Origin of the sequence: Emticicia fluvialis, assembly GCF_024793945.1 — a bacterium.
GTDB lineage: Bacteria > Bacteroidota > Bacteroidia > Cytophagales > Spirosomataceae > Emticicia > Emticicia fluvialis.
On record NZ_JANUSD010000009.1, the window covers coordinates 111,693 to 124,562 of the forward strand.

Here is a 12,870-nt window from a genome sequence, read left to right on the forward strand (position 1 = left end):
GCGAAATTAAGACTTTTTATGATAGCGAAAAAGTCAGGATATAAAAAGCCTTAACTAAAAAACAATTGTACTGCATTCGGGTTGATGCAACCTCCTTTTGTGTCTGATTACCCTGCGCGCCGGCATTCAATCAGCCGTGTAATTTGTCTTTATTACCATATTATACTTTTTATATTAATCATATAAAACTAAAACCTATTTAAAGCCTTAAAAAAACAACAATGGCGAGGCATTGAATCATTACTTGACGGTCTAATTGTCTAGACAAGTAATTGTCAAATTGACACTTTATTGATACCGATAAGTAAACGACAAATATTTGTAAATCAGGCTTAAAACAACAATTTAAAACGTTTGCATAGAAAAAATAAAAATTTCTTGCTACAACTATTTTTATATTAACTCTTAATATAATACTATTGTAATGTTTTTAGTATTGCATTCAACCCTAACAGATTTCATCCTTCTTTTTCCAGACTAAACGGGCGTCTAAAAACCAATTATCCCTTAAACCTTGAAAATAAAGTTTGCTAAACTTTAGACTGAATCGTAATATTATTACGCTTTTTTATTAACCTAATTTTATATTTTTTCATGAAACAATCCTACTCTGTTTCTATCAGAGCGAGAGCTCTGATTATGCTGTTTTTTGTCCTCGGGACCTCTGCATTCGCCCAAAGAAAAATCACAGGAAAGGTTCTTGATGCTGAAGCCCAAATGGGTTTGCCGGGTGTAACGGTTCTCTTGAAGGGCGCTACGAAAGGTACATCAACTGACGCCAACGGTAATTTTACGTTGGATGTTCCGCAAAATGGCGGAACGCTTGTTTTCTCTTCTATAGGGTATGAAACCAAAGAAGAAGTAATCGGTAACCGCTCTGAGGTAAACGTTTCGTTAATGTCTGACACCAAGACACTTAACGAAGTTGTTGTAACGGGTTATGCTTCTCAGCGCAAGAAAGACATTACCGGTGCCGTAACTGTGGTAGGAGCAAAAGAACTAACCGCCACACCTACCGCCAGCGTAACACAAATGTTACAAGGTAGAGCCTCTGGTGTAACCGTTGGTAACGACAACTCTCCGGGTGGTGGTACCATGGTTCGTATCCGTGGTTTTGGTTCAGTTAACAACAACAGCCCTCTTTATGTAATTGACGGTGTGCCTACTCAAGGTACCCTGAACCAGATTAACCCGAACGATATTGAGTCGATGCAGGTATTGAAAGATGCATCTGCTGCATCAATCTACGGTGCTCGTGCAGCCAACGGGGTTGTGATTATCACTACCAAAAAAGGTAAACCAGGTGAGCCAAGTATCTCATTTGATTTTTATACAGGTACTCAAAGACCTGGTAAAATGCTTGATTTATTGAATACCAAAGAATTAGGCGAATACTTGTACCGTGCTGATGTTGGAGCAGGTAAAACACCTTGGACCACCTCACCATCAGTACAATACAAATTTGCACAGGATGGTACGCAAACCGTGGCCGATTATATTTACCCTAACGTTTATGGTTCTTTGCCTGCAGGTATTACTTATACCAATGACATTGCAGACCCTAACCTGGGTAAAACGGCTTTCAATATTACTAAAGCCAACAAAGAAGGTACTAACTGGCAGGATGTAATCTTTGATCCGGCTCCGATCTCAAATTACCAGGTTGGTGCAACGGGTGGTACTAACAATGCTAAATATGCGGTTTCTGCCAACTATTTCAAACAAGATGGTATTCTGAGATACACGAAATATGACAGATACTCAGTTAGAGCAAACACTGAATTGAAAAAAGGAAGATTTACTTTGGGTGAAAACCTGACGGTGTCTTATGATGAAAGACAAGGTATTACGAACAACGACGAGTCTAACCCGATTATGTTTGCTATCCGCGTTCACCCTATTATCCCCGTGTTTGATATTACCGGTGGCCCGAGTGCTTTGGGTGGTACTAACAGCTCGCCTTACAATGGTTTTGCAGGTAGTAAAGGTGTAAACCTGGGTAACGCACCTAACCCATTGGCCAGATTGTATCGTGAAAAAGACAACATCACCAAAGGAACACACATTTTCGGTAACGTATTTGCAGAGTTAGACCTTATCCCGGGTTTAAAAGCAAGAACAAGTTTAGGTTTGGAATATAACCAATACAACCGTTCAGAGTATTTTCACCGCGATATTGAGGCTGCTGAGGCAAGAGCCGCAAACAGCTTGAACGTTATTAATAACTATGACCGCTCAGTTACCTGGTTCAATACCTTAAACTATAATAAAGAAATTGGCTCTCATAGCTTCAATGTTCTGGTTGGTACTGAGGCCGTTACAACTTATGCGTTTGGTTTCCAGGCCAACAGAAGTGGTTTTGCATTTGACGATTTGGAGTATCGTTATCTTGACGCAGGTGCAGCAGCCGGTTTAAATAACTCAGGCGGTGGTGCTACTGTAAGTGCTTTGTTCTCTCAATTCGGCAAAGTAAACTATGCTTACAAAGATATATACCTGGCTGACTTCACGCTTCGTCGCGATGGTTCGTCACGTTTCTCGGCTGCTAACAGATACGGTATCTTCCCGGCGTTTTCAGTAGGCGTACGTTTGTCTGAATACGCATTTATGAAAGAGTTGAAATTCCTTAACGATATGAAAGTGCGCTTAGGCTGGGGTAAAACTGGTAACCAGTTGATACCAAACGTTTACAACGCCTATACACTTTATGCAGCAGACCCTATCAGAAATGCTTATGACATCAATGGTACGGGTTCATCGATTGTTGGTGGTTTTGACCTTGTTCAGTTTGGTAACCCTAACGGTAAGTGGGAAACAACAACTTCTACAAACATTGGTATCGATGCGGTGTTGTTTAATAGCAAACTTGAGTTTGTATTAGACCTTTACAAGCGTGTAACTTCTGATATGTTAACGCAGATTGCTATTCCAAGAACTGCAGGTACTGGTACTATACCTTATACCAACATTGGTGAGGTGCAAAACAAAGGTATTGACCTTGGCTTAAACTACCGCGATAAAATCGGCGACTTCCGTTACACAGTGGGTGTGAATTTTTCGCACTACAAAAACGAGGTTATTAAGTTGAATAATGACCCGAATGCTACCATATTTGGTTTCACTACGCGTCTTCCGGCAATTTCTGCCACCAAAGCGGGTTTACCAATTGCCAGCTATTATGGTTATATTGTTGATGGTGTAATTAAAGATGATGCTGAAGCAGCTGCTGCACCTAAATTTGGTTCGTATACAAGAGCCGGAACATTCAAGTTCAGAGATGTAAACGGTGACGGTGTAATTACCGCAGCCGACAGAACCATAATAGGTAACCCGCATCCTGACTTTACGTATGGTATCAATGTAAACCTGGGTTATAAAAACTGGGATCTGACCTTATTCGGACAAGGAAGCCAAGGTAACCAGATTTTCAACTATGTTAGATACTGGACAGACTTCAACACCTTCCAGGGAAACAGATCTAAAGATATGTTGTATAAATCATGGCAAAAACCTGGTGATGATGCTAAACTTCCTCGTTTGAACTCGAGTGATGCAACCAGCCAGCAGGTATCTTCTTACTTCCTTGAAGATGGTTCTTACCTACGTCTGAAAAACATTCAGTTAACCTACACGTTACCTACCAGCCTGATTAAAAAAGCTGGTTTAGGCAGTGCTCAGGTTTATGTACAAGGACAAAACCTCTTTACAATTACCAAGTATACTGGTCTTGACCCAGATATTAACCTAAGAAGATCTGGTAATGACAACCAGGATATCCACATGGGTATTGACGAAGGTGCTTACCCTGTTGCAAAATCATACCTGGTTGGTCTTCGTTTAGGATTCTAATTATCATAAATTACATTGACAAAAAAGAATGAAAAAAACATTAATTATAGCATTATTAGTCGTAACAAACTTTGCTTGTTCTGACTCGTTCTTCGACCTGAAGCCGCAAGGACGTGCTTCTCAAAGTCAGTTGAAGACCAAAAATGGAGTAAACGCTCTTTTAATTGGGGTTTATTCTTTGCTTGACGGTGTAGGTTCTGGTAATACCGGACGTACATCAACTGTATCAAACTACGTGTATGGTGGGGTAGCTTCTGATGATGCCGTAAAAGGTACTGATGCCGGTGACCAACCTGAGCAATCGTTTATTGAGCAATACAACTGGTTGGCAGATAACACTTATTTTCTTGGAAAATGGTGGGGTATGTATGATGGTGTTGCCAGAGCAAATGATGTAATTCAGGTAGTTGCCAGCCCGGATATCAGGGATATGACTGACGCTGAAAAAACTCAGGTGGTGGCAGAGGCTCGTTTCCTGAGAGGTTTCTACCATTTTGAATGTAAAAAAATGTGGAATAACGTTCCGTACATTGATGAGAAAATCTACAATGCTGCGGATCCGAACTCAACAAAAATACCTAATACGGAAGATATCTGGCCAAAAATTGAAGCTGACTTCGCTTTTGCTGCTCAAAACCTTCCTACTGTTCAATCTCAAAAAGGTAGAGCAAGCCAATGGGCTGCAAAAGCAATGTTGGCCAAAGCATATTTGTTTCAGAAAAAATGGGCGCCTGCTAAAGCATTGTTGGAGGATATCCTGAAAAACTCTGGTAAAAAATTAATGACTAACTATCATGATAATTACAGAAACATTTATAATAATAATGCTGAATCAATCTTTGAGGTTCAGTTCTCTGTAAATGATGGTACTAACGGTGATAACGGTAACGTGGGTGACAACCTGAACTGGCCATACTCTTCAACCGCACCGGGTAGAGGTTGCTGCGGATTTTATCAGCCGTCACATAACCTGGTAAATGCATTTAAAACTGACGCGAATGGCTTGCCATTAATTGGCAACTCTGCTGATGGTACGCAGGATACTTACAACCAGGTTGACCTACCAAACGACCAGGGAATCAGTGCAAGTACTGCTTTCACGCTTGATAAATCGATTCCGGTTGACCCAAGACTTGACTGGACAGTTGGCCGCAGAGGTGTTAACTTCCTTGACTGGGGCCCGATGCCTGGTTCTACCTGGGTACGTGACCAGACTTATGCGGGGCCGTTCATTGGTAAAAAATGGATGTATTACCTTGCTGATGAAAACAGCTCAACGCACTCGACCAACAAACGTGCAGTTAACAATAACTTCAGAGTTGTTAAATTGTCTTCGGTAATTTTGTGGCTTGCTGAATGCGAAGTTGAACTTGGCAACCTTGGTGCTGCTGAAGGTTATGTTAATCAAATTCGTAACCGTGCTAAAAATGGTTCAGTACAAGATGCAACCGTAAATTACAAAGTTGAGCCTTATGCTGCCGGTACATTTGCCAGCAAAGGTGCAGACTTTGCAAGAAATGCAGTTCGTATGGAAACCCGTCTTGAGTTTGCAATGGAAGGCCACCGTTTCTTCGACCTTGTTCGTTGGGGAATTGCAGATAAAGTGTTGAACAAATATGCACAGGAAGAAGCGCTTCCAGGTAAAGAGCCATCAGGAAGAACTTTCACCAAACGTGGTTATATGGCAGGTAAAGTATTTACTGCTCCTAAAAATAACTACTTCCCGCTGCCACAGGATGAAATCCTGAACAGCCAGAAAGACGGAAAACCTGTATTAGTTCAGAATCCGGGATATTAATCTCCTGAAATATAGATTTTTTAAAATAGCCAAAGCCGCGTGCTTTGGCTATTTTTTATTGGTATAATTTATTAACTTTGGGATATACTGTTACCACAAGCAGTTGTTTCAACCTTATCATTATTAATTAATGGCACTCCTTACCGTTTCTGATTGGGCTGCTTTTTTTGGCCGGTTTCATCCATTACTTGTACATTTGCCTATTGGCTTTCTGCTTATTGCGGGTGTCTTTGAGTTACTTAAGATTACCGGCCGGTTAAGTATAAGCGCAGAAGTAATGCAAAGCATTCTGTTGCTGTCGGCCATAGGGGCAACTATGGCTTGTGTGGCCGGATACTTTCTTTCTCTGGAAGGAGGCTATGAAGCAGATATGCTTGAAGAACATAAAATGCAGGGAATATGGCTGGCTGTATTTTGCTGGCTGGCCTGGCTGGGAAAAAACAGATGGGTAAATGAAAGGGTGGGCCTTAGCAGTGTTTTGTATCTTCCGGCTTTGGTATTATCATTATTGCTTATGATTGCTGCCGGGCATCATGGCGGTAATCTGACACATGGTGAAACGTATCTGACTGAAAACACACCACAACCCGTGAGAGGCTGGTTGGGTATGCCAGACAAAAAAGAACCTGTGCAAGAAAATGATGAGAAGAAACCAAAAATCAAAAACATTCAGGAGGCACTGGTGTATCAGGATATCATCAAACCTATTTTTAAGCAAAAGTGTGAGTCTTGCCATAATGCCAATAAAATGAAAGGAGACTTGAGAATGGATGAAATTGAGCTGCTTAAAAAAGGAGGAAAGCACGGTAATATTTTTGTGGCAGGTAATACAGAAAAGAGTGAGTTTATAAAGAGAATAATCTTGCCGGAGACGGATGATGACCACATGCCTCCCAAAGGCAAAACGCAGATTACTGAAGATGAGCTGGCGCTACTAAAATGGTGGATAGAACAGGGAGCCACTTTTGAGAAGAAGGTACGGGAAGTGCAAACCCCCGAAACCATAAAACCTATTCTGGCTAAATTAGGCTCTGGCGCGGGTACTGCTTCATCGGTAGATAAAGTGCCTCAGGATAAATTTGAGATAGAAGAAAAACTTCTTAATGAAAGCGTTGATAAATTAGATGAGGGTTCTGCACAAGCAATAAAAAAGACCGGAGCTTTGATTCTGCCTTTTGCCCAGAATAACAATTACATAGAGATTAGTTTTATCAACAAACCAAAACTGACTGATAATGAAGTTTCTGTGATTACAAAAGCAAAAGACCAGACCCTCTGGCTAAAACTGAGTAACACCCAGATAACAGATAAAGCCCTTGCCGAAGTTGCCAAGCTGACTAAACTTACACGACTGCATCTTGAAAATACCAAAGTGACTGACAATGGGCTGTATCAGCTCAACCCCTTGGTAGGTCTGGAATATTTAAATCTCACGGGCAACAAAATAAGCGATTCGGGACTAAAAAATCTTAAAACCCTTATAAATCTGAAGAAGCTATACCTTTGGAAAACAGATGTTACCCCAAAAGGTGCTGAAGAACTCAGAAAAAGCCTGCCAAAACTGCAAATTGAGTTGGGTATGACAGAAGCGCAAATTGCTGATTTTTTGAAAGCAAAACCAAATGAAGTAAGTGACGATTTATATAAGAAAAAATAAAGGTTGGAGTTAAACTCCAACCTTCGGATAATTCTTGTTCACAAACTCTTCCCAATCTTCTAACTGCTTGCCTTTCAATACTCTTGGAAATTTGTGCTGCCCACCTTCTTTTCCTTTTTGCTTCATCCATTCATAAAATGCACTGGTTGGCAATACACGTAAAAATACATTCTTTAATGCATGGCCACGTTCAACGGCATAGTCGTCGTTCAGCTCACACAGTTTTTTATCTATCAGTTCGCAAAGTAAATTTTCATCAACTTTGCTGTCAGTTGCAACGTACCATTGATGGGCAAACAAAGGTGGGTGCTTCATACCAATTACTGTAAACTCACGCACATCAATGTCCATTTCTTTTGACACCAACTCTATGGCGTTGTTCATGTTATCTACAGAAAGGTGCTCACCACACAGACTAAGAAAATGCTTGGTTCGGCCGGTAATTTTTATCTCGGCTCTGGCTTTGTTGGTAAACTTAACGGTGTCGCCAATAAGATATCGCCAGGCACCGGCGCAGGTTGAAATCAGAAGGGCATAATCAACATCTTCCTGTACCTGATGCACCATTAGCGTTTCGGGTTTATCAACCACGTTGCCGTCTTCATCAAAATTATTTTCGTTAAACGGAATAAACTCAAAAAATATACCCTGATTCAAAACAAGGCGCAGGTGGCCGTCGGGTCTGTCCTGGTAAGCCAGAAAACCTTCAGAGGCCATGTAGGTTTCTATATAAATTACTGGTTTACCAAATAATTTTTCAAGACCTTGTTTGTAGGGTTCAAGAGAAACACCACCCCAGGCAAAAGCGGTAAGGTTGGGCCAAAGCTCATGAATATTTTTAAGATTGTAACGCTTGATTATTTTTTCGAGCAATATCGTATGCCAGGCAGGCACCCCGGCCAAAAAGCCAATATCCCAATACTGGGCATTTTCGGTAATTTCTTCCAGTTTGTTGGCCCAGTTTTTTTCGGCGGCAATTTTCTGACCCGGCTTATAGAAATTCTGAAACCAGAATGGGAGCGTACCAGTGGTTATTCCACTCAGGTCGCCTTCATAATGAGAATCTACTTCATTAAGAGCCGTGCTGCCACCCAGCATCAGGTAACCTTTTTCGTAAATGTTTGAAGGAAGCTCATTGTAATGGCCCAACGCAATAATCTGGTTGATACTTGTGCGCTGAATAGCCTTTATCATTTCTTTAGTTACGGGTATGGCCTTAGAGGCGGCGTCAGAAGTACCCGAACTTAAAGCAAAATATTTTACTCTTCCCGGCCAGCACACATTTTTTTCGCCGTTACGGGCTTTGTGCCACCATTCGGCATAAATTTTATTGTAGTCGTATATAGGAACAGATTCCTGAAACTTGGCATAAAACTCATTACCTTTTTCAAAAATAGCTGTACTCAGAATCTCTTCAAAATTGTATTTCTCGCCGAACTGAGTATATCTGGCTTTGGCAACTAACTTTGTAAAAGCCTTTTTTTGCCATTTCTGAGGTTTTACCTTTCTTATTTTTTGTATTGTACTTGTAAACTTTATACTTCCTTTTAATAAACTTCCTAAGACTGCCATAATAATAAAGTTAGTAGTTGAAGTGTAAACAGAGGCAATTATTATCTATTTCAGAAAGAATCTTTTCAAAACAGGTTAACAAACCCTAAATCACCCAATCATTTAATCTAAAGCTTCCACTTTTTCAAAGTTTTGATTTCCGGGTACGCTGTACGGTCATATTGTACCGGCACAATGGCTGCATAATTATTCTCCATAGCCCATATATCCGTATCCTGGCTGTCTGGTTCTCTATTCACAAAATCGCCACCCATCCAGAAGTATGGTCTGCCATATAAATCGGTGCGGGCATCAAATTCTTCGCGCCAGTAGCCGTTGGTTTGTCTGCAAATTTTAATGCCCTTGATAGGCTCATCAGATTTTACCGGAAAATTTACATTGAGCGCCGTATGTGGAGGAACGCCATTTTTTAAAGATTTTTCAACAATTTTTTTCAATAAACGTTTCGTGTGGCTAAAATCTGCATCATAGCGGAAATCATTTAAAGAAAAGCCAATGGCCGGAATACCCTCGATTGAGGCTTCCACGGCAGCTGACATGGTACCGGAATAAAGCACAGAAACGGAGGCGTTCATGCCATGATTAATGCCGCTCACAACCAGGTCTATTTTTTTTCCTTTCAGAAAATGATGCTTGGCCAGTTTAACGCAATCGGCCGGAGTGCCAGAACACTCGTAGGCTTCAACTCCTTCAAAAATCTTTGATTTTTTTATATGTATAGTACTATCAACTGTTATTGCATGGCCCATTCCTGAGTTGGGGCTGTCTGGCGCTACCACAAACACATCGCCGATTTTCTTTACTATATCAATTAAAACAGAAATCCCTTTTGATGTTATACCATCATCATTGGTTACTAAAATAAGTGGTTTCATATAGTCTTGTTAATATCACGCTCACGGGTACCCAAAATAAAGGCGCCTTTAGTAGAATGCAATTTTTATGCAAATTAACAAAATGTTATGTAAGCAGAGTTTATATTTGCAAAGAAAATTATACAAAGTATGAACCTGACCTACCGATTTGCCAATACTGAAGATGTTGCCCTGATTCGTGAAATTGCTGAAAAAACCTGGTTTGAAACTTATGTGCCTATTTTGGGCAAGGAGCAACCCCAATACATGTTTGATTTAATTTACAGCATTGAAGGTCTTGAAGAACAACTAAACGATGGCCAGGTTTTTGTTTTGCAGTTTTTGGCTGATGATACCGGGCAGCAAATACCCGTTGCCTTTGCTTCTTATTCTGTAAAAGATATTTCTTTAAAGATTTATAAGCTAAACAAAATATATCTGAACCCTGATTACCAGGGAGGCGGCCTTGGCAAAAAACTGCTGGCACAAGTTGAGAATGAGGTAAAAGGATTAGGAGGGGTTTGGCTCGATTTGAATGTAAACCGTTTCAACAAAGCCAGATTCTTTTATGAGAAAATGGGCTTTGAAATTATTGCAGAAGAGGATATTCCTATTGGCGATTATTTTATGAACGATTATATAATGCGCAAAAAGCTATAATCGTTCATTTTTTGCGCAGGCGTTTATTAATTTCTCAAGTCTGGAGCTTTGCGTTACTTTTTGCTTGGCGCTTACCACCCAACGTGTCATTAGCTTTTTGTAATAGGGTGGTTGGTTCTGAAAAAACGCCCAGGCTGGTGGATTTTGTTGAAAGATTATCTCCATTTCGGCAGTAAAAAAAGTCTCTTCGGCTTGTTCGTAGGTGTAGACATTAGACTTGTGTTCTTTTCTTTTATGGTAGGCCTTTAGGCCGGCCGATTTCACCAGGCCTTTCGGAATCATCTCCTCCATTTTATTTATATTCACTGTACTCCAGTTACTACCCGGCTTACGAGGCGTGAATCTGATGCAATAGCTTTCATGGTTTACCGAACGGCGCACACCATCAATCCAGCCAAAACAAAGCGCCTGATCCACAGATTCAGACCACGTAAGGCTTGGCTTGCCTGAATCAACTTTATAAAAGCCAACTATCAGTTCGCTTTCTTTCTCGTGGTTCTCTTCCAGCCATTCCCTGAAATCTAGCTCATGGGCAAAAAACTTAATTTCCATAATTGTAATGCTAATGCTAAGTAAGTACTAAATATAAAAAAACAGCCCCGAAACCAGACAGAATTTAATGAAAAATTCTTTAGTTTTTTCGGGGCTGCAGATATTTAATAAGGCTTACAAGCCCAGTTCTTCTACAATATGTAAATTTTTGGTGTTTTTCCGGGTTCTGAGTGCTATTTCGGGTTTATAGCCCTCAACTGTTTTGGCATAATAGCCGGTACCATTATAGATGCGTTTTCTTGGATTCTCCTTGCAGGCTACTGAGCAGGCGCCTTCCATTTCCCAGCCACATTTTTCGCAAATTGCCACGTGTTCGTTGCAATCGGGGTTAGCACAGTTAACCATGCGGTCGCACTCGGTGCCACAAATATGACATTTGGATATCACAACCGGATTCACCTTATTGACATCAGTAGTAAGGCGGTTATCAAATACATAACATTTGCCATCAAAATCTTCTCCACCTTCTTCCAGCCCATATTTGATAATGCCGCCATGCAGCTGATACACATCAGTAAAACCCTGAGATAACAGATAAGCACTGGCCTTTTCGCATTTAATGCCTCCTGTGCAGTAGGTTATCACCTTTTTATTTTTGAGGTGTTCAATTTCATGCACGTGGTCGGGTAATTCACGCAGGTTCTCCATATCAAAGGTTATTGCACCTTTAAATTTACCCACAGAATGTTCGTAGTTTGAGCGCATATCTACCAGCACCACGTCTGGGTCATTCTTGATAATTTCCTTAAACTCATCGGGTTCAAGGTGTTTACCTGTTTGCTCTAATGGGTTAACCGGAAGTTCAGAATGTACAATTTCTTTTTTTATTCTTACATATAACTTAGTAAAGGCATGTGTTTCGTGGTTTTCTACCTTAAAATCAACCTTTGCAAATCTTGGGTCTGCCTTTACCCAGCTCATGTATTTTTCACAATCTTCAACCAGGCCTGAAACCGTTCCGTTTAATCCTTCCGGGGCAATCACAATTCTACCCAGAATATTGTTTTCGATACAGAACTGGTGGTGTATATCACGATACTCAACCACGTTTTCAATGGGAGCGTATATATAATAGAGTAAAACTGAATATTTACCCTTTGGCGTATGATTCGCCGGAATAGTTTGATCGTTTAATTCTTTTGTGTTCATAAGTAATTCAATATTTCAAGGCGTAGACTTGATTTGAATGCTGCAAAATTACAAAAGTTATTTTTGATGTTCTATGATTTTAGTCATTTTAGCGTTTATTTTGAAAAATTATCTGAATTTTAATTATTATATAAATGCATATTGCGATTACCGGGAATATCGGGGCAGGAAAAACAACGCTGGCCACTAAGCTGGCCGAACACTACGGTTGGGATGTTTTATTTGAAGCTGTTGAGGGCAACCCATACCTGCCGCCTTTTTATGAAGATATGGAGAAGTGGTCGTTTCATTTGCAGATATATTTTCTGAACAGCCGGTTTGAGCAGGTATTGAAAATCAAGAAGCTAACCGAAGATAAAACCATAGTGCAAGACAGGTCAATTTATGAAGATGCCTATATTTTTGCTCGCAATTTATACGAATCCGGCAAGTTTAACGAAACGGATTATCAAACATACACTGGTTTATTTAATACTATTACTCAGGCGATTTCTCACCCGGACCTGATGATTTATTTACGTGCCGATTTGCCAAAACTACAAAGGCAGATTTTGAAACGCAACCGTGATTTTGAAAGAAACATAGACCCGGCATACCTGATAAGCCTTAACAAACTCTATGAAGATTTTGTAAACCTGTACACTCACGGAAAGCTATTGATAATAGATGTCAATAACCTTGATTTTGCCGAAAACGAGAGCGATTTTATGGGCATAATAGACCAGATAGATAAAAACATTAATCTAGGTACTCAGCTGGAAATCAAACCTTTATGATAA

The 12,870-nt window shown here is 40.3% G+C and carries 9 protein-coding genes; 5 read left to right on the forward strand and 4 right to left on the reverse strand.

What is annotated here, in order from left to right; all coding sequences use genetic code 11:
* Positions 1-594 precede the first annotated feature (594 nt).
* The 3 genes from NZ848_RS12130 to NZ848_RS12140 all read left to right on the forward strand — a co-directional run bounded on the left by NZ848_RS12130 (position 595) and on the right by NZ848_RS12140 (position 7,304).
* The gene (locus tag NZ848_RS12130; protein WP_259015689.1) at positions 595-3,849 is read left to right on the forward strand and encodes a SusC/RagA family TonB-linked outer membrane protein; all 3,255 of its coding nucleotides are present in this window, start codon (positions 595-597) and stop codon (positions 3,847-3,849) included.
* Between the two features lie 28 nt (positions 3,850-3,877).
* Complete coding sequence (locus NZ848_RS12135; RefSeq protein WP_259015690.1) at positions 3,878-5,647, forward strand: RagB/SusD family nutrient uptake outer membrane protein; 1,770 nt, start codon at positions 3,878-3,880, stop codon at positions 5,645-5,647.
* Between the two features lie 130 nt (positions 5,648-5,777).
* Positions 5,778-7,304: a c-type cytochrome domain-containing protein gene (locus NZ848_RS12140; protein ID WP_259015691.1), complete on the forward strand. Its 1,527-nt coding sequence runs from the start codon at positions 5,778-5,780 to the stop codon at positions 7,302-7,304.
* Positions 7,305-7,313: 9 nt separating this feature from the next.
* On the opposite strand, the gene NZ848_RS12145 is transcribed toward NZ848_RS12140, so the two are convergent.
* Complete coding sequence (locus NZ848_RS12145; protein ID WP_259015692.1) at positions 7,314-8,876, reverse strand: GH3 auxin-responsive promoter family protein; 1,563 nt, start codon at positions 8,874-8,876, stop codon at positions 7,314-7,316.
* 107 nt (positions 8,877-8,983) lie between these two features.
* Positions 8,984-9,751 carry a 5'/3'-nucleotidase SurE gene (surE, locus tag NZ848_RS12150; protein WP_253522282.1) on the reverse strand — a complete coding sequence of 256 codons (768 nt, stop codon included), beginning with the start codon at positions 9,749-9,751 and terminating at the stop codon, positions 8,984-8,986.
* A 129-nt stretch (positions 9,752-9,880) separates the two neighbouring features.
* Here surE and NZ848_RS12155 point away from each other — a divergent pair, with 129 nt between their 5' ends.
* The gene (locus tag NZ848_RS12155; protein WP_259015693.1) at positions 9,881-10,390 is read left to right on the forward strand and encodes a GNAT family N-acetyltransferase; all 510 of its coding nucleotides are present in this window, start codon (positions 9,881-9,883) and stop codon (positions 10,388-10,390) included.
* Here NZ848_RS12155 and NZ848_RS12160 read toward each other — a convergent pair.
* Positions 10,385-10,942, reverse strand: a complete 558-nt coding sequence (locus NZ848_RS12160; protein WP_259015694.1) for a YdeI/OmpD-associated family protein — start codon at positions 10,940-10,942, stop codon at positions 10,385-10,387. The two genes, NZ848_RS12155 and NZ848_RS12160, sit on opposite strands and share 6 nt — an antisense overlap.
* A gap of 114 nt (positions 10,943-11,056) precedes the next feature.
* Entirely contained in the window at positions 11,057-12,091 is a 1,035-nt protein-coding gene (trhO, locus tag NZ848_RS12165) for an oxygen-dependent tRNA uridine(34) hydroxylase TrhO (RefSeq protein ID WP_259015695.1), read from the reverse strand.
* Between the two features lie 134 nt (positions 12,092-12,225).
* Here trhO and NZ848_RS12170 point away from each other — a divergent pair, with 134 nt between their 5' ends.
* Complete coding sequence (locus NZ848_RS12170; RefSeq protein WP_253522291.1) at positions 12,226-12,867, forward strand: deoxynucleoside kinase; 642 nt, start codon at positions 12,226-12,228, stop codon at positions 12,865-12,867.
* The last annotated feature ends 3 nt before the right edge of the window (positions 12,868-12,870 follow it).

Bases quoted from the DNA above. Each gene is read 5' to 3' on its own strand.
- NZ848_RS12130 (WP_259015689.1), top strand. From the start codon at position 595: ATGAAACAATCCTACTCTGTTTCTATCAGAGCGAGAGCTCTGATTATG.
- NZ848_RS12135 (WP_259015690.1), top strand. From the start codon at position 3,878: ATGAAAAAAACATTAATTATAGCATTATTAGTCGTAACAAACTTTGCT.
- NZ848_RS12140 (WP_259015691.1), top strand. From the start codon at position 5,778: ATGGCACTCCTTACCGTTTCTGATTGGGCTGCTTTTTTTGGCCGGTTT.
- NZ848_RS12145 (WP_259015692.1), bottom strand. From the start codon at position 8,876: ATGGCAGTCTTAGGAAGTTTATTAAAAGGAAGTATAAAGTTTACAAGT.
- surE (WP_253522282.1), bottom strand. From the start codon at position 9,751: ATGAAACCACTTATTTTAGTAACCAATGATGATGGTATAACATCAAAA.
- NZ848_RS12155 (WP_259015693.1), top strand. From the start codon at position 9,881: ATGAACCTGACCTACCGATTTGCCAATACTGAAGATGTTGCCCTGATT.
- NZ848_RS12160 (WP_259015694.1), bottom strand. From the start codon at position 10,942: ATGGAAATTAAGTTTTTTGCCCATGAGCTAGATTTCAGGGAATGGCTG.
- trhO (WP_259015695.1), bottom strand. From the start codon at position 12,091: ATGAACACAAAAGAATTAAACGATCAAACTATTCCGGCGAATCATACG.
- NZ848_RS12170 (WP_253522291.1), top strand. From the start codon at position 12,226: ATGCATATTGCGATTACCGGGAATATCGGGGCAGGAAAAACAACGCTG.